This is a genomic window from Flavobacterium sp. PS2, from assembly GCF_046250155.1.
GTDB lineage: Bacteria > Bacteroidota > Bacteroidia > Flavobacteriales > Flavobacteriaceae > Flavobacterium.
Window position 1 is genome coordinate 1118040 of record NZ_CP176426.1, and the last position, 18909, is coordinate 1136948.

The following is an 18909-nucleotide window of genomic DNA, read 5'->3' on the forward strand; positions in this document are numbered from 1 at the left end:
AGCCTAAATTATGAATTTAATACGTTTTGCCTTGCGCAAGCCCATCTCGATTATGGTGATGGTGCTAGGGCTTTTATTCTTCGGAATTAAAGCTACCAAAGATATAAAGGTAGATATTCTGCCAGATATGAATCTTCCTGTCGTGTATATAGCCCATTCATTTAATGGATATACACCTCAACAAATGGAAGGTTATTTTACAAAGATGTATGTAAATATGATGCTGTTTACGAGCGGAATCGAAAGCATCGAAACTAAAAATACTCAGGGATTAACCTTAATGAAAATAAACTTTTACGAAGGTACAGATATGGGTCAGGCTATTGCCGAAATCAATGCATTGTCCAATCGTTCCCAAGTATTCTTACCACCGGGAGCTCCGCCTCCATTCATTATTAGATTTGATGCATCGTCGCAACCTGTTGGACAATTGGTTTTCAAGAGTAATTCAAAAACCAATAATGAATTGCAGGATATTGCCAACTTTACGGCGCGACCATTTTTGATTAAAATTCCGGGATTAACCACCGCACCACCTTTTGGCGGAAGCCCGAGAACTATCGAAATAAACATCGACCCAAATAAATTACGTACCCATCAATTAACTCCTGAGCAAATTGTAGAAGCCATAAGTCGAAATAATATTACCTCACCATCGGGAAATATTTACATTGATGATATTAATTATTTAACGCCTACAAACAATACAATTAAAGAAGTTGCCGATTTTGGAAATATTCCAATTTTTAAAGGTGCGGTCGATAATGTTTATATCCGTGATGTGGCAACTGTAAAAGACGGAGCCGATATTACAACTGGTTATGCCTTGATAAACGGAGCGCGTTCCGTATATATCAATATTGCAAAATCGGGTAATGCTTCGACTTGGGACGTGGTGAAAAATTTAAAGAAAGCCATCCCGATGATTCAGAATAATTTACCGGATGATGTTACTATTTCTTATGAGTTTGACCAATCCGTATATGTTATCAATGCTGTAAAAAGTTTGATTCTCGAAGGTGTATTGGGAGCTTTACTTACCGGATTAATGGTATTGTTATTCTTGCGTGATAACAGAGCCGCTTTAATTGTAGTATTAACGATTCCTATTTCGATTATTTCGGGCGTATTATTCCTGAAATTATTCGGACAAAGCATCAATATTATGTCCTTATCAGGATTGGCTCTGGCTATAGGAATCCTGGTTGACGAAAGTACGGTTACTATCGAAAACATCCACCAACATCTTGCAATGGGCAAAACAAAAGCCAAAGCAATCTTGGATGCTTGTCGCGAAATTGCCTTCCCTAAACTATTGATTCTGCTTTGTATTCTGGCTGTATTTGCACCCGCATTTATGATGACAGGAATCCCTGGTTCTCTATTTATGCCGTTGGCTCTTGCCATAGGATTTTCGATGATATTGTCATTTATCCTATCACAAACCTTTGTTCCCGTAATGGCAAACTGGTTAATGAAAGCCAAAGACGAAAACCACGTACATGAAGAAGACAAATTTGATAGATTTAAAAATCGTTTTGTAACGTTCTTGCAATCCATAATGGAAAAACGTAAAACTATATTAATTGCGAGTTTTGTCTTAGTAGCATTAGGAGTTTTCATAATGTACAGCAATACAGGAAAAGATGTATTGCCAACCGTTAATTCGAGTCAGTTTCAGGTACGTATAAAAGCGCCCGAAGGAACTCGTATCGAAAAAACAGAGCTAAAAATCAAGCAGGTTTTACACGAAATGGAAGCCGTAATTGGTAAAGACCATATTGCAATTTCTTCGGTATTTATTGGTCAGCATCCCTCCTCATTTGCGGTAAGTCCTATTTACTTATACAATGCAGGACCACACGAAGCTTTGATGCAAATCGCATTAAAAGATTTTGACGGAAACACCAATGACTTAAAAGAAAAAATCCGTCACCACATGAAAGCTAAAATGCCCGAATTGCACTTTTCTTTCGAACCAATCGAGCTGACAGAAAAAATTCTTAGTCAAGGAACCAATACGCCTATCGAAGTTCGTTTCTCTGGAATGATGAAAAAAATGAACATCATGTATGCCAATAAATTACTGGTAAAACTAAAAGAAATCGATTATTTAAGAGACCAGCAAATTCCGCAATCGCTAAACTATCCGGCTTTCGAAATTAATATCGACAGATTAAGAGCTGCGCAATTAGGAATCGACGCTCAGGATATTGCTCGTTCATTGGTTCCTATTACAGCATCTTCTCGTTATACAAGCAAAAATATGTGGGTAGGCGGAATGATGGGAATTGCCTACGATGTACAAGTACAAACGCCACAAAACATATTAAACAGCAAGGACGAATTGCTTAATGTTCCGCTAGGAAAAAACTCCGACCGACCTGTTCTTGGCGATGTAGCCACAATTACACCAACAAAAGTTTTGGGCGAAAGTTACAATTTAGGAACTATGGGCTATACTCCCGTTACAGCCAATATTCATAATGCCGATTTAGGTCGTGCTCAAAAAGATGTACAAGCTGCAATTGCTTCCTTAGGAGAATTACCAAAAGGGGTAAATATCCAAATCTCGGGGATGGTTCCCGTTCTGGATGAAACCATGAGCAGCCTTGCAATGGGATTATTAATTGCCATTATGGTTATCTTCTTGATGCTGGCAGCCAACTTCCAATCGTTCAAAGTTTCGTTTGTAATCCTAACAACCGTTCCGTTTGTAATCTTAGGTTCGTTGCTATTAATGAAAATTACGGGCTCGACCTTAAACCTACAATCTTATATGGGAATCATTATGTCGGTAGGAGTTTCTATTGCCAACGCCGTATTATTAATAAGTAATGCCGAAACATTGCGCATGCAAAACGGCAATGCGTTAAGCTCAGCAATTCAGGCAGCATCACTTCGTATTCGCCCTATAATCATGACTTCTCTGGCAATGATTGCAGGAATGTTACCAATGGCTATTGGTCATGGCGAAGGTGGCGACCAGGTTGCCCCATTAGGGAGAGCCGTAATTGGCGGATTAATTGCATCCTCATTTAGTGTATTGCTATTATTACCATTAGTATTTGTATGGATACAAGGCAAAGCATCGACACAATCTCCATCATTAGACCCTGAAGACGAAAACAGTACACATTATATAACATTAAAAAAATAAAATACAGATGAAACTAATCTATTATATCCTTATCGGAATTGTATTTGCATCCTGCAATTCAGAAACTAAAAAGGCCGAAAAAACAGATGCAATGCCAATGATGATGATGCCAAATTTTGAAACTACATCCATCAAGAAAAGTAATCCACTGGTTCAGTTAAAACTAGCCGGAGAATTAGTTTCAGATCAGGAAACGGCTATTTATGCCAAAGTAAATAGTTATGTCAAGAAACTTCCTGTAGATATTGGCTCGGTAGTAACCAAAGGGCAAGTTATTCTTGTACTCGAAGCACCCGAAATTCAGGCACAATTAGCATCGGCAAAATCGAAGTGGAAAGCGCAGGAAGCAATATACATTGCGACAAAATCCAATTACGACCGAATGTTCAAAGCCAATGAAACAAAAGGAGCAATTGCCAAAGATGCTTTAGACCAGATTACGGCAAGAAAACTAGCCGACCAAGCGCAACTAGAAGCAGCTAAATCAGCTTATCAGGAAATACAAATCATGAATGATTATCTGGTAATTCGAGCACCTTTTAGCGGAATCGTTGCCGAAAGAAACATCGATTTAGGCTCGTATGTTGGACCAATGGGAAAAGGTTCCGATAAACCTTTATTAATACTTCAGGATAACAAGAAATTGAGAGTTTCCCTATCAGTTCCCGAAGCAAATACAGCCTTTTTAAACTTAGGAGATTCTATACATTTCAAAGTAAATTCTATTCCTCAGAAAAAGTATATGGCTAAAATATCCCGAAAATCAGGAGTCCTCGATTTCAAACTCCGCTCCGAACGTATCGAAGCCGATTTATTGAAAACATATCCAGAACTAAAACCCTTAATGGTGGTTGAAGCAATGATTCCGTTGCAAGCAAAAGAAGCCACATTTTTTATCCCAAAAACAGCCTTGGTCGAAAGTAATATCGGCATGTACATAATCCGAATCGAAAACGGAATGACCAAAAACATTCCCGTTTCAAAAGGGCGTCCGTTAATGGATAAAATCGAAGTATTTGGTGAGTTAAACGAAGGCGATAACATACTCCTAAAAGCAACCGAAGAAATTGTAGAAGGAACAAAAATTAAAAAATAAAATCATGAAAACATATAGTAAATACCTAATTATAACCGCAATTGCAGCCGTATTAATTTCTTGCAAAGACAAAGAAGCCAAAGAACAAATCACGGCACAAACTCCGCAAGAAATACCAGTGCAACAAGATATTCCTAACATAGCAAAACACGTTCCCAACGATGAGGTATGTATGGTAAATGACAAACACATGGAGAAAAAGCAAATGGAAGTTCCCTATGATGGTAAAATGTACTACGGATGTTGCGCCATGTGTGTAGAACGTATTCCGAGCGACGAAAGCGTTCGCAAAGTAACAGACCCATTTACAGGAGAAAAAATTGATAAAGCCTCGGCATATATTGTTTCTTTAAATGAAGAAGGAAATGTCGCTTATTTTGCATCCGAAGAGAATTTCCAGAAGTTTATGAAGGACAACGAAAAGACCAAAAATTAATCTCTGAAGTTTATAAACTAAAATCCATTTTACTAACCCTAAAGTGGATTTTTTTGTTTTATAAAGTATCATTTTAAGGAGCTATTTACTTCGTCGGTTCGCTTCGCTTATGCCTAGCTTCCCGATAGCTATCGGGACACTCTATCTTTTCTTTGTTAAAGAAACAAAGAAAAGGATGCCGTTACTATCTGGGCTAATACATTTGGCATTAAAGGTTTCATACTTCTGAAATCAAAAATTGTTAATCAAAAATTGTTAATCAAAAATCTTACTCATTTTTCATTAATCACAAGCTAGCGCGAGCGTCCCGCTCGTGAACATGAAGCTAAACAACAATATTAAAATCTACAAAGCATAGATAAATACAAACCTAATTTTGATTGTGTTCACGAGCGGGACGCTCGCGCCAGCAAAAGGAATCAAAAATCGTTAACCAAAAATCATTTTTATTAATTAACTACAGGTTTATTCTTTGCTCCCATTATCAATAGCCACAAACAAGTTCCTATTTCGCCAATACTTGCCGGCAATCTTACGATAGAAGAAATTCCAAACTCAGCGTAATTAGACAATAAAGAGAAACCTAAAAAATTTATAAGATAACTAAAGCAACCCAACATCAAAAAAATGCCTAAAATTCTAGGTAAAAACCCTGATTTATAAACCAAATAACCAAAAGGAAACAACCACAAACCCCAGAAAATCTGAACGATTAAATTCCCATAATCATATTGATTAAGATAAAACAAGACCTGATTTTGTAATTGCTCATTTGTATATACTTTCTGAAGACTTGCATCACTAACCAGCGAGAGTACAGCAAACTTATTAAGCATATTTACAAAAGATATTGGTACACTTACAACCGCTAAAACAACCATCGCTTGAGCGTAAACCTTATTAACCGATTTGAGTAATCTGTATAAAGCAAGAGGAAGAAATACAAAGAAAGTATAACATATTAAACCACTCACAATCCCAAGCCTAAAAAGGAATTGAGAATTTACAATGTTATTAAAAGTTGTCGCAGCATTATCCCAAACAATCAATTTTGACGGAATATAAGCCAAGCTAATTATCCCAGTTAAGACAACAACGAGATACAATAAACCTGCAATTCTTGCCATTTTCTTATTCGAAACTTCTATCTGATTTTCCATTATTTCTTTATTTATCTTAATTAATCTTCATCCTGCAAGGTCTTTTTTTTGACCTTGGAGATATTTAATTTAAGAAGACCTAACAGTCCCGAAGCTTCGGGACTGTTAGGTCTAATCTGCAAATTATATCAATCTAGGCCACTTATACGCCTGCCAAACAATTACTACCGTAATCACACTTTCTACCAAAGCCAAAAAAACATAAAAAGCCCACCACGGAGCAAGTGTAGTTGCTGCAATTAATAACATAATTGCAGTATATATAATCCCAAAAATTATATTTAGTAATCTGGCTAGTTTAGGTTTTAATAGTATTGACAAAAAAATCATCAAAGATGGAATTACCATAAGTATCGTTGCTGCAAACAATTTTATCGGAGAATCGAGCATATTTTCGCCACTTACAAAACCCTGAATTTTGTTAGGAACATAAAGAGAAAAATAATCCCCATATATATAACAAAACATAACCGAAGCCCATAAAGCCGAAAGTTTGATTCTCACATTTACCTTAAAATCTTCAAATCTGCTAGTATTAATCTCTTTTGCATTCATAATAAACACTTTATCTATTTAGTATGACGAGGTTAAGCTCATTATGTTACATTGATATTTTTATTTTTTTAAGAAAATTTTAAGTTTCTAAAATATGACAAATACAAAAAGAGCTGCTCCAATTATTCAGAGACAGCTCATTTTATACTTACATGTTATATACAACACGTTTATTAAGCATTCTTCCACCAATTATAATAGTTATGGTCTTGGTCTAATTCGAAACCACATTTAGGATACAAAATATTACCAATTTCATTTGTCTTTTCGGTTTCCAATAATAAACCACAAGCATCAGTTTCATCACAAAATTGCTTACATCTATCGATTAAATCTTTAGAAAAACCTCTACCACGAAAATCGGGTGCAACAAATAAATCACTCAACAACCATTGTCGTTGTAATGCCTTATAATGATATAAAGAGTACAATTGTGCAAAACCTACAAACTTACCATCGGCTTTGATTAAAAATGTAGTCGTTTCATTATTACTAATTCGTTCTTTAAGAAAAGCTTTCCCTATTTCGACATTCGATTCTTGTCTATAAAAAACACGATAACTATTAAATAATTCTGCAAATTCATCCAAATGGTCTAACGTAGCAATTTCAATGTGTTTCATAATTTAAAATTTTATTAATGATTTATAAAAGAGCAAATATCATTTATTACAGGAGTATTTAATTAATCCAGTTTTTACAAATAAATAGGTCCAGATATAATTACGCAATAACCATAAAAAAGCTAATTTTGAACCAAAAGACCATTCCTTTTTTTAATAAATAAAAGAAACGATGCTAAGAACCTGGAAGACTATTTTTAATATTTCGTTTAATTCTGACCAAACCTTAGTAGAACAAATAAGCGAAGTAATCCGAAAAGAAATTATTAAAGGAAGACTAGAAAGAGGAACACCTTTACCAGGCAGCAGAGTCTTGGCCGAAGATATTGGAGTAAACCGAAAAACGGTTGTTTTTGCTTACGAAGCACTTATCGAAGAAGGCTGGCTGGAGAGCAAACACAAATCCGGAACCTATATATCCCAGAATCTACCGTTAATAAAGAAACACCAAACCACTCCTTCAAAAAAGACAAGCACTTTTGAACATATTCATTACAACCCTTTTTATCTTACCGACCATGCCCTCGAAGGAAGCCGAATTGTTTTTAATGAAGGAGGTCCAGATACACGACTTGTCCCGCTCAACGAGTTATCGAGAGCATACAAACGTATCTTTCAACGCAAAGGAAAATGGGGATTACTAGGGTATAGCAGCGAAAAAGGAGATTATAAACTCCGGGAAATGCTCTCCGTAATGCTTTCTCGTGATAGAGGACTTAATGTAAATCCTGATAACATTTGTGTAACCCGTGGAAGCCAGATGGGAATATATCTTGTTGCCAAAGTTCTTATTAAACCTGGCGATACAGTAGTTGTCGAAAATCCCGGATATTATGCCGTACAAAAGATATTCCGCGAAACAGGAGCTATTATAAAAACTGTAGAAATAGACAAAGATCGAATCAATGTTAAAGCTCTTGAAGAGTTATGTCGTAAGACAAAAATCAAAGCAGTATACGTTACGCCACATCATCAATTTCCCACCACGATTACTATGAAAGCGGGACGAAGAATACAATTACTCGAACTTTCCTTAAAATATAATTTTGCCATAATCGAAGATGATTATGACCACGAATACCATTTTGGAATAGGAAATAATCTAGCATTGGCAAGTAATGAAAAATCAGATAATGTTATTTATATTAGTTCGTTAAGTAAACTCTTAGCACCAGCTATACGCGTAGGTTACGTAACAGGACCAGCAGCTTTTATGGATTCTTTGGTAAACCTCCGTGTACAAATAGACCGCCAAGGAGATACTATCTTGGAACACGCCATAGCCGAATTAATGGAAGATGGAACTATCAAAAGGCATTCTCGTAAAGTTGTAGCGATTTACAAAGAAAGACGTGACATAATGGAAGCATCTTTGCATGAAAATTTTGGAGACGCTATTAGTTTTAATAAACCTGCAGGAGGATTGGCTTTTTGGATAAAATTTAATGAGCCAATAAACCTCATCCAATATATTGCACTACTGGAGCAAAAAGGAGTTCAAATTGTACCTCCTAATAGTTTCTATTTAGATAATCAACCTTCTAATTGCATCAGACTTGGTTATGGTTCTTTAAATAAAGAAGAACTTATTGAAGGGTTAAAAATCATGGGAGACGTTTTTAAGGAATTAAAATAAACCAACAATTCTTTTCAAACAAATCTTAGTTCTTTTAAGACAAATGATTTAGTCATAATACAAACACCTTTGTATCAGTATTCACTTAAAAAAATATTGATATGAACACAAAGAAAATTTTAATACTTGGTGCAACAGGAAAAACAGGTCGCAGAGTAGTCGAAAGATTAAAAAAGATAACTAACGTAGAAACTCGCTTGGGTTCACGAAACGAAAAAATATCTTTCGATTGGGAAAATCCCGAATCATGGGCAGATGTTATTAAAGACATCGATTCAGTTTATATTACTTTTCAACCAGATTTAGCCATTCCCTCGGCAGAAGATACAATTAGGAGATTTACCAAATTGGCAGTACAAAATGGTGTGCAAAAAATGGTTTTATTATCTGGCAGAGGAGAAAAAGAAGCCCAAATTTGTGAAGAAATTGTAAAAACGACTGCCAAACATTGGACAATTATAAGAGCAAGTTGGTTTAATCAAAACTTTAGTGAGAGTTTCTTTCTAGAACCTATTCTCTCAGGAGTTGTAGCTTTACCTAGAGCCGAAACACTAGAACCATTTACAGATGCAGATGACATTGCCGATGTGGTAGTTGAATCTCTTTTGCACGATATCCACAACGGACAAACCTATGAGCTTACAGGTCCGCAACTACTAACATTTGAGCAGGCTGTCGCTGAAATTGCCAAAGCAACAAATAGAAATATTACTTTTGAAGCTTTGACTTTAGAACAATACAATCAAATGTTGCAAGAGTATCAATTACCTGAAGATTATATTTGGTTAGTAAATTATCTTTTTGAGCAAGTACTCGACGGAAGAAATTCAAGTGTCACCAATGATATAGAAAAAGTCCTTGGCAGAAAACCAAAAGATTTTACTACCTATGCGCAGTTAACATCCAAAACTGGTGTTTGGAATACATAAGAATTTAATAAATACATCTATTTCCAGAAGAATAAACAGATGAAAACCCAATCTAAAAGATAATCTAAAGTGGTACCGTCTGGACATAACTACAAGAAGTAAACACGAATTGCACGAATTGACACGAATTAGTTTGTGGAATTAATTTCACAAACTAATTCGTGTCAATTCGTGCAAATTCGTACAATTCGTGTTCAAAATTTATTTATAATATTTCCGTCCACACAATAGTCTAAAGCTATCTTTTTTTGTTTGCTTCAAAACCTATCCTCTCAACATATTTCTAGGTAACTAAAAAAAAAGCTAAAGATTTCTACGAATTAACTGTCGTAGCAAAAAGAAACTTCCCTTTTATTTTTACAATTTACTAGCAAGCAATCCAAATCAAAAAATAGTTTCCTAACAAACAATACATTACATTTAAATCAAAAACGTAATTTATATACTTTTTAATTTATATTCATATCAAAAATTAAACCTTATTACAATGCTTTTAAAACTTATCAGCCCTTGTGCATTAACAATCTTATTCATACTTTCGCCAATAATTTTTTCACACTCACTCTTCGTTATATATCATAAGAATAGTTTGCGAAAAAAAATTTCACTGCAATCATAATTCGCTAAATACCACAAAAGAGCATTATGATTTTTAAACATTTACAAAATTGTTATTATATGCACCCTTAAAAAGCATATAATCAATTACTCTTTACCCTTTAGCAGATTATTAAAAAACTATGAAAGAAAAATTTATTGAGTTTATCTCAAATTTGGATTTATTTACCAAACCTGATATTTTACAGGTCGTTATAATTATATTTTCGCTTTTAACTTTTGCATCCTTGCTCTTTTTTATTTGGGGCAAATTAAAACCCCAAGCAAATTTAGCCGAGTTAAAATCACGGACTAATTCTTGGTGGTTAATGGTCGTTTTTTTTGTTTGCTCTGCACTCTTAGATAGAGAAATAACATTTCCTGCAATCGGGTTACTTTCTTTTATTGCGTTTAGAGAACTATATTCTATTTTAGGTTTTAGAGACTCAGACAGAAGAGCCATATTTTGGGCTTTTCTAGCAATCCCTATCCAATATTACTTGGCTTATATTGGTTGGTATATGTTGTTCATCATTTTTATTCCGGTATATATGTTTTTATTTATTCCTGTACGCTTAGTAATCATAGGCGAAACAAAGGGAATAATAAAATCAATGGCATCAATACAGTGGGCGCTAATGCTTACTGTCTTTGGAATTAGTCACTTAGCATACTTTCTAGCATTACCTACAGATATTCCAAATTTTAAAAATGGAGGTCAAGGTCTATTATTGTTTTTAGTTTTTGTTACCGAAATCAATGATGTCCTACAATTTATTTGGGGCAAACTACTAGGTAAACATAAAATAACACCAAGCGTAAGCCCAAATAAAACTTGGGAAGGTTTTATTGGGGGTGTAATTAGTACTACAATAATAGGATATTTTCTAGGCTTCTTAACTCCTTTATTAGATTGGCAAGTTATTTTGGCAAGTTTTATAATTGCATGTTCAGGCTTTTTTGGAGATATCGTAATGTCAGCAGTAAAAAGAGATTTGGGTGTAAAAGACACTGGAACTAGCATCCCAGGTCATGGTGGGATTTTAGACCGATTAGACTCTCTGACTTATACTGCTCCTATTTTCTTTCACTTAGTTTATTATTGGGCATTTTAATGAAAAAGATAGTACTCATAGTCTGTTACTCAGTCATAGTCCGCAATTTTCTAAAAATTATTGTCGGAGTAAAATTCACGAAACCGAGTTTCTTAAAAAATGAAAAGCAATTTATTCTTATTGCAAATCATAATAGCCATCTTGATGCAATGTCAATAATGGCTTCGCTCCCAAAATCAATATTACATAATGTAAAACCCGTTGCGGCACAAGATCATTTTGGTAAAACCAAATGGCAGGCATGGTTAAGCAATTATTTTATAAATGCATTACTTATCCAAAGAAAATCAGATAAAGAGAATCCTGAAAACGATCCTATTTATAAAATGAACAAAGCACTTAAAGATGGATACTCTTTGATTATTTTCCCCGAAGGTACACGTGGCGAACCTAATTTACCTAAAGAATTTAAAGCAGGTGTTGCATTAATATTAATCGAGAATCCTCATATACCCTATGTTCCTATTTATCTTAAGGCAATGGGTAAAGCCATGCCCAAAGGCGATAGCTTAATTGTTCCTCACGAAAGTGCCATATTATATGGATTACCTAATAAAATTTCAAGTCTAAAAGTAGATGTCATTTTGGAACAAATGAAAAATGAAATTGAAGAATTAAAACTAAAAGACTAATAAAAATAATATGATTTCAATCTATAAATTGAAACCTAAGTTTCAAGCATTATTAAAACCCGTTTTAGAGTTTTTGCACTCAAAAGGAGTTACAGCAAATCAGATTACAATGGCTTCTGTTTTTTGGTCTTTTTTAATTGCTGCATTTTTTTGGTTTGCAGATTCCAACAGTTATTTTTTCTTAGCGCTTCCCATTGGTCTATTTGTTAGAATGGCATTAAATGCACTTGATGGAATGATGGCAAGGATTTATAGCCAGCAATCAAAATTAGGCGAAATTTTAAACGAATTAGGTGATGTGATTTCAGATGTTGTTCTCTTTTTACCATTAATAAAATATGAACCTAATTCTTTATACTTTATTGTAATTTTCATTTGCTTAAGTATTATCAACGAATTTGCTGGAATCCTTGCCAAGGTAGTTTCTAGCGAAAGACGCTACGATGGACCAATGGGCAAAAGTGACCGAGCGTTTATGATTGGTCTCTACGGATTATTATCGTTTTTTGGTTTTAATCATTTTTCATTCTCACCCTATATTTTTCTCTGCTTAATACTATTAGTAAGCCTAAGTACATTTATAAGACTAAAAAAATCATTAACGATATGAATATCAAAAGACAAGCAACAGAACACACCTTTACTAGTCATGATGGACAAGTAATTTTTTATAGAAACTGGAAAGAAACAACTGCGCAACCTGCCGATAGAGTTATAGTATTACTTCATCGTGGACATGAACATTCTGGAAGAATTGAGCACGTTGTAAATGAATTAAAAATGGACGACACCCCATTTTTTGCATGGGATGTAAGGGGTTGCGGACGTACAGAAGGCCCTAGAGGTTATGCGCCAAGTTTTATGACCTGGGTTCAAGACTTAGATATTTTTATAAAGCATATAAATACCCAACATGGTATCCCGATTGAGAATATTATAGTAATCGCCCAAAGTGTTGGTGCCGTAATTGCTGCTACATGGGTACATGATTATGCTCCAAAAATAAAAGCCCTAATACTAGCTTCTCCAGCTTTTAGCGTTGACCTAATTGTTCCTGGGGCAAAGCAAGGAATTGCATTGTATCAAAAGCTTTTTGGTGAATTTTTTGTAAAATCGTATGTAAAAGGCAAGCAATTAACCCATGATCCAGAACGTATAGCATCGTATCATACTGATCCTTTAGTAGCATTACCAATCGCCTCGAATGTTTTACTCGATTTGTATACAGTTTCCGATAGGATTATTGCCGATTCGGGAGCAATAATTGTTCCTACACAGTTATTAATCTCCGGAAAAGATGCCGTAGTAAGAGATAAACCACAACATCAATTCTTCGACGGCTTAAGTGCTACCTTAAAAGAGAAACACGTTTTAGAAGGATTTTTCCATGATGCTTTAGGTGAACTAGATAGAGAAAAAGCTTTCGATTTAATTCGCAAATTCATACAAAAAGTAGAAACAAGTTCTTCTAAAGTCAATCTATTAGATGCAGATAAAAAAGGATATACTTTTAATGAATATCAGGAATTATTAAAACCAAAAGCATCTTCTTTTATCAATGAAATAAATTTTTCTTTAACCCGTACGTCAATGAACTTAATTGGGAAAAGAGCTTCTAAAGGAATAAAAAAAGGCGTTGAAACTGGATTTGATTCTGGAAGTTCCCTTGATTATGTTTATTTAAATAAAGCGCAAGGTTTAGGTTTTTATAAAGCAATTGGCTTAGGAAAAATTATCGACAGAGGGTATCTAGATGCCATTGGATGGAGAGGAATCCGTGTTCGAAAACAAAATTTAGAAAAATTAATTGGCAAATATATCGAGATACTACATGCCCAAAACAAACCGATCCGAATAATGGACATTGCTTCTGGTCATGGTAGATACATTCTTGATGCAATAGTTCCTCACCAATCCAAAGTAACTTCTGTTTTATTGAGAGATTACAGCGATATAAATGTCAAGGCTGGTTCGGAAATGATAGCAGAAAGAAAATTAACAGAATTTGCAGAATTTAAAAATGCAGATGCGTTTAATGAAGATAGCATTGCAAATGTTACCCCAAAACCGAGTATAAGTGTAGTTTCTGGGGTTTATGAGTTGTTTTCGGACAATAACTTATTAAAAGCTTCTTTAAGCGGACTAAGCAAAGTAATTGAACCGGGAGGATATTTAATATATACCAATCAGCCTTGGCATCCTCAAGTTGAATTAATTGCCAGAACTTTAAATAATCATCAAGGAAAAGGGCGTTGGGTTATGCGTAGAAGAACTCAGGCCGAGATGGATCAATTAGTCACAAATGCAGGGTTTGAAAAAATAGAGCAGCTACAAGATCAATGGGGAATTTTTACAGTATCTGTAGCTTTAAAAAAATAAAGAATACCACTTAGTAAACCTATAAAATGACAATTTTAGAAAAATATACCGACAACGAATCGCATTTTGCAACCCGATCTATAACAGTATTAATTATACTATTTATTTTCATCTTACATAGTATATTATTTATTGATGTAAATAGTCGTTCTTGTCTTGGGCCTCCAGGTTTATTAGTTTTTGGTTTTATAGGTTTACCACTGATTATTTTTTTATCAATCCTTGATTTAATAATTTTAATAGCATTAAAAGCTTTTCGATGGCAAAAGTTTTTAATTAATTTAGGGATTCCTCTTTGTATTGTACTTTTCCTTATACTCATTTTACATTGATGAATACTACCAAGTTACCAATATCCAACTATCCTTTTTTACTTCTCTTTCTTTCAACATTTTTTTTACTTTTTTCTTGTAAGCAAGAACCAAAAGGGAAAAAAAATCCTAATCAAGAAGTAACAAAAAAAGAAACAACTGAAATAGAGAATAGTCCTATAAATCAATTTCCTGAAACTGGAAAGCATATTACTGATTTTGTTAAACCACCTTATAAAATTCAATATGAAGCCGAAGGTTTTTTAGATAATGACAAATTAAAAGACATTGCAATTGTATTACAAGATGAGAACGACAAAACAAGTAGTCGCCCAACATTGGTACTTATCAAACAACCTGATGGAGGATACAAGCTCAATGAAATTTCTTGGGTAGCTATTGGTCCAGAATACACCGTAGATGATTATAGGATTTATGATTCAGAAGATGTATCCATATATAGCCACCAATTAACTTTTTCTATGTCTAGCATCGGACCAAATGGTAATAAGGAAACTACATATAATCTCCTAAACAATCAATTAGTTCTTGCTACTATCAGTACTTATAATATGGGTGCTGGCGGACAGTCAGGCATGGATTACAATCTATCTACAGGCGAAATAGATTTTGTAGAAGTAAATACTATGATAGACAGCATGCCTAGTACGCTTACAAAAAAAGTTTTAAAATTAAAGAATAAAATACTTTTTAAAAAAGACAATCCAAATGACATTATTGATACCATATTTAAAGTTAAATTAGAAAATGACGGAACAAGATAAAATACAGTGGCGTAACGGTTTTTTATGGCTTGCACTATTAGCTCCATTATTCTTCATCCTATATGGTTGGGCAAATAATTATGCTGCATCATTACCTAAAGAAAGTGTTGGAGAAATTGTTTATGATTGGGAAAAATACATCCCCTTTTTACCATCCACCATATTTCCTTATTGGAGTATCGATTTGCTATACGGTCTTTCTTTATTTTTACCAATGACTAAGTTTATACAACGCCAACATGCTATGCGCCTATTGGTTGCTACACCTATTGCCGTTTTGTTTTTTTGTTGGTTTCCTTTAACTTTTTCTACTCCAAGACCAGAATGCTCTGGTATTTGGAAAGTGTTATTTGATGCGTTAATGGGATTTGATAAACCATTTAATCAATCCCCTTCCCTACATATCATCTTGCTGGTAATTTTATGGAGAATCTATTTACCACATTTGGGCAAAAAAGGCAAAATTATTTGGAATATTTGGTGTTTTTTAATTGGTATTTCGGTATTAACAACTTTCCAACATCATTTTATAGATATACCAGCTGGGCTATTAACAGGTATAATTATTTGTTATCTATTTCCGTTGTCAAAAGTGCATTACTGGAAATGGCAAGAAGTAAGATCAATATCCTTATCTATAATACATTTAATAGTTGGTGTTTTATTTCTTGTTTTAGCATTTTTACCTCCTATTTATATTGGACTAATTATTATTTGGATTGGGTTTTCCTTAATTTTTATCGGTCTGGGATATTTAGGTCTAGGTCCGGTTGTTTTTCAAAAAAACGAAAATGGTACATTTACTTTTGCTGCCAACATTTTATTTTTCCCATACCGTTGGATATCACGCTTTATTAGAAGCATATTTTTCAAATCTTATCAATCGCCACAAAAAATAACCGACAAACTATACTTGGGTGCTTTTTGGATGAGTAAAGTACATAACTTTGATGCTATTTTTGATGTTTGCTCAGAATATAAAAGAGCTCAAAATAAAACTCAAAACTACATAAGTCACTCACTTATTGATTTAGTGTCTCCTACAATAGATGAATTAACTATTAGTGTAGAAAAATTAAATCATTTAATCAAAAACAACAATACTGTCTTTATACATTGTGCATTAGGGATGTCACGAAGTACAACTGTCGTTTTTGCTTGGTTATTATATACTGACAAAATAAAAACGGTCAAAGAAGGCTTTAATTTCTTTAATCAAAACAATTATCCATTCAATTTGTCAGACAAACATGAAAAACTATTGGAAATTTATTCTAAAAAAATAAAAAATGATTGAAGAAGAACGCAGAGAGAGTCAAGTTGCATCAGTAACACTAAAAAGTATCAGTATACTCGGACTGATAGTCTTTTTAACAATTCCAATTGTTTTTTTACTAGCCCAAAACCATGATTTAAACTCATTAGAAAATTTACTATTATTGTTTTTTTTATTTACAGGTTTACTGCTAGGCTTTAGAGCATGGCACATCTATTTTGATTCCCAACTTTTAAAAAATATAGGAACTGGAAATTTTGAATTATCAGATATAGATAAAAGTATTTATCTTTTATTTCGCAAGAAAATTCAAAATAAAACTTTAAAAATACGTATTAAGTCGTGTTATAAATTAGCAAAGGTTTTTTTCCTTTTTTTAGCTTTACACCTAATCTGTTTTTTGGGAATTTTTATATACTTTTTATTTTTTGCATCTAATAATTAGTCCCCCTAATAAAAGTAACTCGTACAATAAACTGGAAAAAAATCCAATAAAAAAGATAGCCCATCAGTTTTTTTGTTTGCTTCGAAAAAGCTGTCTTCACACCGTCATTTTTGACTCCTATTTAAAATTAGAGACCTCATAATTTTAACAAACATAAAAACCTGACATAAAGCACTAAAACACCATGAATTACTTATCGTGTAGATAATGCTTTTGCTGGATTGGTTAATTTAACTATAAGTAAGCATATGTTGCTTGGTTATGCGTACGAGGTAGGCACTGGTAAAGTATTGGCGAGTACAAAAAATTCAAATAAACTTTTTATGAGATTTAAATTTTAAATAAAACAATAATCAAAAATATAATAAATTAATAGTATTAATCGTGTTTATCATAAATTATTAACAATATTATTAGTATATTTGATTTTAATTTAAATCCCAAATTTATGAAAAAATTACTATTAATTGCGCTAGCCCTTAATTTTGTTGCATGTTCTTCCGATGAAGATAACATTACCACTTCTAATCAAATAGCCGAAGTAAAAACAGATTCCTTTAGTCCAAATCCTACCCCATTAGACTATAGAAATGCACAATACCCTAGTTTCATGGAGGATTTGAAAAACATTTCAGTAACTGGAAGAACCGCTGAAGTATGGGTAAATACATATGTGCCAGATGTTGCATTCCGAAATAAATTAATTGCAATTGGTGCTGCACAAGACCCTATACCTGGAGATAATTATATTGAAGTAGATTCTGCACGATTTGCTTTATATGTGTCTAATTCAGGAATTACAGACTTAACAGGTATTCAAAGTTTCACAGGATTATCATTCTTAAATGTAACTGGTAACAATTTGACTTCGTTAAATATTTCTGCTCTAACTAATTTAAAATCGTTAGAATGTCAAAACAATAAAATAACCAGTTTAAATCTTAGTGCAAATACAAATTTAACCCAAATCTGGTGCCAAGATAATCTATTGACAAGTTTAACTTTACCCTCAGCAGTTAATACACTTTGGGGAGTTTGGTGTTATAACAATAAATTAACAACCCTAAATCTTAATGGAAATACAAAAATCACACACCTTTTTATTCAATCAAACCAATTAACTGCTTTTGATTTTTCTCCATATACTAAATTAGAAAACTTAAATTGCTCATTCAATAGCTGGATAACGTTAAATTTTGATTCAAATATCAATCTTAATGCTCTATGGTGTTTCACTAATCCTTTATTAAAGGATATAAGCATTAAAAATGGGTTCAACGAAAAGATTACTACTCAGGAATTTAAAAACAATGCAAAGCATCCTCCAATCCATGTTGATGCAACGTTTTTACCTAATGCTAATATTTTATGGCCTAATAGAGGTAGTTCAACTTATGTCTTATAAAATAAACTCAATTCAATAATATTAAGCCTGTCCAGATTTGAACAGGCTTTTTTTTAGATTCACACAAATTTATTGCAAGTTTTTTTTGAGATTTTGACATTAGTAAAATTCAAGTATACTGATTTTCATACCATCAAAACTGTTATCAAGATACTTTTTTTGTATGTCAAATAAACCTTCTTATACATTTACCAATCAAACTTAATTTCTAAAAACTATAATAGAAGCAATAGATGGTAAAATCTATATCCTAATCATTAAAAATGGAAGCATGGTCTAAACGACTCAATAAAAACAAAGAAAACATCCTAGTTTTAATAGGATAATCATTTTATCCTGCCTAAGAAGTCAAATCTTTTGATACCTTGG

At 33.4% G+C, this 18909-nt stretch carries 17 protein-coding genes; 14 read left to right on the top strand and 3 right to left on the bottom strand.

The window, feature by feature from the left end; all coding sequences use genetic code 11:
- Window positions 1-10 precede the first annotated feature (10 nt).
- Genes ACJ6WR_RS04735 through ACJ6WR_RS04745 form a run of 3 tightly spaced genes read left to right on the top strand, consistent with a single transcriptional unit; the run spans window position 11 to window position 4692 of the window.
- Window positions 11-3160, top strand: coding sequence for an efflux RND transporter permease subunit (locus tag ACJ6WR_RS04735; protein ID WP_409417195.1), 3150 nt, complete (start codon window positions 11-13; stop codon window positions 3158-3160).
- 7 nt (window positions 3161-3167) lie between these two features.
- Window positions 3168-4256, top strand: a complete 1089-nt coding sequence (locus ACJ6WR_RS04740; protein ID WP_409417196.1) for an efflux RND transporter periplasmic adaptor subunit — start codon at window positions 3168-3170, stop codon at window positions 4254-4256.
- A 4-nt stretch (window positions 4257-4260) separates the two neighbouring features.
- Window positions 4261-4692, top strand: coding sequence for a hypothetical protein (locus ACJ6WR_RS04745; protein ID WP_409417197.1), 432 nt, complete (start codon window positions 4261-4263; stop codon window positions 4690-4692).
- A 449-nt stretch (window positions 4693-5141) separates the two neighbouring features.
- On the opposite strand, the gene ACJ6WR_RS04750 is transcribed toward ACJ6WR_RS04745, so the two are convergent.
- The 3 genes from ACJ6WR_RS04750 to ACJ6WR_RS04760 all read right to left on the bottom strand — a co-directional run bounded on the left by ACJ6WR_RS04750 (window position 5142) and on the right by ACJ6WR_RS04760 (window position 7030).
- A complete protein-coding gene (locus ACJ6WR_RS04750) occupies window positions 5142-5852 on the bottom strand; it encodes a DUF4386 domain-containing protein (RefSeq protein WP_409417198.1) in 711 nt (236 codons plus the stop codon).
- Between the two features lie 123 nt (window positions 5853-5975).
- Window positions 5976-6407 carry a DUF6326 family protein gene (locus ACJ6WR_RS04755; RefSeq protein WP_409417199.1) on the bottom strand — a complete coding sequence of 144 codons (432 nt, stop codon included), beginning with the start codon at window positions 6405-6407 and terminating at the stop codon, window positions 5976-5978.
- Window positions 6408-6580: 173 nt separating this feature from the next.
- Window positions 6581-7030 carry a GNAT family N-acetyltransferase gene (locus ACJ6WR_RS04760; protein WP_409417200.1) on the bottom strand — a complete coding sequence of 150 codons (450 nt, stop codon included), beginning with the start codon at window positions 7028-7030 and terminating at the stop codon, window positions 6581-6583.
- A 172-nt stretch (window positions 7031-7202) separates the two neighbouring features.
- On the opposite strand from ACJ6WR_RS04760, the gene ACJ6WR_RS04765 reads away from it, so the two are divergent.
- The 11 genes from ACJ6WR_RS04765 (at window position 7203) to ACJ6WR_RS04815 (ending at window position 18540) form a co-directional block, all read left to right on the top strand.
- Entirely contained in the window at window positions 7203-8666 is a 1464-nt protein-coding gene (locus ACJ6WR_RS04765) for a PLP-dependent aminotransferase family protein (RefSeq protein ID WP_409417201.1), read from the top strand.
- A 101-nt stretch (window positions 8667-8767) separates the two neighbouring features.
- Complete coding sequence (locus tag ACJ6WR_RS04770; protein ID WP_409417202.1) at window positions 8768-9595, top strand: NAD(P)H-binding protein; 828 nt, start codon at window positions 8768-8770, stop codon at window positions 9593-9595.
- A 740-nt stretch (window positions 9596-10335) separates the two neighbouring features.
- Window positions 10336-11307, top strand: a complete 972-nt coding sequence (locus ACJ6WR_RS04775; RefSeq protein WP_409417203.1) for a phosphatidate cytidylyltransferase — start codon at window positions 10336-10338, stop codon at window positions 11305-11307.
- Window positions 11307-11939, top strand: a complete 633-nt coding sequence (locus ACJ6WR_RS04780; RefSeq protein ID WP_409417204.1) for a lysophospholipid acyltransferase family protein — start codon at window positions 11307-11309, stop codon at window positions 11937-11939. Before ACJ6WR_RS04775 ends, ACJ6WR_RS04780 begins: the two co-directional genes overlap by 1 nt.
- A 10-nt stretch (window positions 11940-11949) precedes the next feature.
- Window positions 11950-12549 (top strand): CDP-alcohol phosphatidyltransferase family protein, encoded by a 600-nt coding sequence (locus ACJ6WR_RS04785; RefSeq protein ID WP_409417205.1) that lies wholly within the window; start codon window positions 11950-11952, stop codon window positions 12547-12549.
- The gene (locus ACJ6WR_RS04790) at window positions 12546-14318 is read left to right on the top strand and encodes a bifunctional alpha/beta hydrolase/class I SAM-dependent methyltransferase (RefSeq protein ID WP_409417206.1); all 1773 of its coding nucleotides are present in this window, start codon (window positions 12546-12548) and stop codon (window positions 14316-14318) included. Before ACJ6WR_RS04785 ends, ACJ6WR_RS04790 begins: the two co-directional genes overlap by 4 nt.
- Before the next feature lie 331 nt (window positions 14319-14649).
- Window positions 14650-15414 (top strand): hypothetical protein, encoded by a 765-nt coding sequence (locus ACJ6WR_RS04795; RefSeq protein ID WP_409417207.1) that lies wholly within the window; start codon window positions 14650-14652, stop codon window positions 15412-15414.
- Window positions 15398-16711 carry a phosphatase PAP2/dual specificity phosphatase family protein gene (locus ACJ6WR_RS04800; RefSeq protein ID WP_409417208.1) on the top strand — a complete coding sequence of 438 codons (1314 nt, stop codon included), beginning with the start codon at window positions 15398-15400 and terminating at the stop codon, window positions 16709-16711. The genes ACJ6WR_RS04795 and ACJ6WR_RS04800 overlap by 17 nt, the downstream gene beginning before the upstream one ends.
- Window positions 16704-17135 (top strand): hypothetical protein, encoded by a 432-nt coding sequence (locus ACJ6WR_RS04805; protein WP_409417209.1) that lies wholly within the window; start codon window positions 16704-16706, stop codon window positions 17133-17135. The genes ACJ6WR_RS04800 and ACJ6WR_RS04805 overlap by 8 nt, the downstream gene beginning before the upstream one ends.
- A 188-nt stretch (window positions 17136-17323) precedes the next feature.
- Complete coding sequence (locus ACJ6WR_RS04810) at window positions 17324-17476, top strand: type IX secretion system membrane protein PorP/SprF (protein WP_409417917.1); 153 nt, start codon at window positions 17324-17326, stop codon at window positions 17474-17476.
- A 107-nt stretch (window positions 17477-17583) separates the two neighbouring features.
- Window positions 17584-18540, top strand: a complete 957-nt coding sequence (locus ACJ6WR_RS04815) for a leucine-rich repeat domain-containing protein (protein WP_409417210.1) — start codon at window positions 17584-17586, stop codon at window positions 18538-18540.
- Window positions 18541-18909: the final 369 nt, after the last annotated feature.

Excerpts from the sequence above, each read along its gene's own strand:
- ACJ6WR_RS04795 (WP_409417207.1), top strand. The coding sequence starts at position 14,650 with ATGAATACTACCAAGTTACCAATATCCAACTATCCTTTTTTACTTCTC.
- ACJ6WR_RS04745 (WP_409417197.1), top strand. The coding sequence starts at position 4,261 with ATGAAAACATATAGTAAATACCTAATTATAACCGCAATTGCAGCCGTA.
- ACJ6WR_RS04770 (WP_409417202.1), top strand. The coding sequence starts at position 8,768 with ATGAACACAAAGAAAATTTTAATACTTGGTGCAACAGGAAAAACAGGT.
- ACJ6WR_RS04790 (WP_409417206.1), top strand. The coding sequence starts at position 12,546 with ATGAATATCAAAAGACAAGCAACAGAACACACCTTTACTAGTCATGAT.
- ACJ6WR_RS04805 (WP_409417209.1), top strand. The coding sequence starts at position 16,704 with ATGATTGAAGAAGAACGCAGAGAGAGTCAAGTTGCATCAGTAACACTA.
- ACJ6WR_RS04750 (WP_409417198.1), bottom strand. The coding sequence starts at position 5,852 with ATGGAAAATCAGATAGAAGTTTCGAATAAGAAAATGGCAAGAATTGCA.
- ACJ6WR_RS04785 (WP_409417205.1), top strand. The coding sequence starts at position 11,950 with ATGATTTCAATCTATAAATTGAAACCTAAGTTTCAAGCATTATTAAAA.
- ACJ6WR_RS04815 (WP_409417210.1), top strand. The coding sequence starts at position 17,584 with ATGAAAAAATTACTATTAATTGCGCTAGCCCTTAATTTTGTTGCATGT.
- ACJ6WR_RS04760 (WP_409417200.1), bottom strand. The coding sequence starts at position 7,030 with ATGAAACACATTGAAATTGCTACGTTAGACCATTTGGATGAATTTGCA.
- ACJ6WR_RS04775 (WP_409417203.1), top strand. The coding sequence starts at position 10,336 with ATGAAAGAAAAATTTATTGAGTTTATCTCAAATTTGGATTTATTTACC.
- ACJ6WR_RS04735 (WP_409417195.1), top strand. The coding sequence starts at position 11 with ATGAATTTAATACGTTTTGCCTTGCGCAAGCCCATCTCGATTATGGTG.
- ACJ6WR_RS04740 (WP_409417196.1), top strand. The coding sequence starts at position 3,168 with ATGAAACTAATCTATTATATCCTTATCGGAATTGTATTTGCATCCTGC.
- ACJ6WR_RS04765 (WP_409417201.1), top strand. The coding sequence starts at position 7,203 with ATGCTAAGAACCTGGAAGACTATTTTTAATATTTCGTTTAATTCTGAC.
- ACJ6WR_RS04780 (WP_409417204.1), top strand. The coding sequence starts at position 11,307 with ATGAAAAAGATAGTACTCATAGTCTGTTACTCAGTCATAGTCCGCAAT.
- ACJ6WR_RS04755 (WP_409417199.1), bottom strand. The coding sequence starts at position 6,407 with ATGAATGCAAAAGAGATTAATACTAGCAGATTTGAAGATTTTAAGGTA.
- ACJ6WR_RS04800 (WP_409417208.1), top strand. The coding sequence starts at position 15,398 with ATGACGGAACAAGATAAAATACAGTGGCGTAACGGTTTTTTATGGCTT.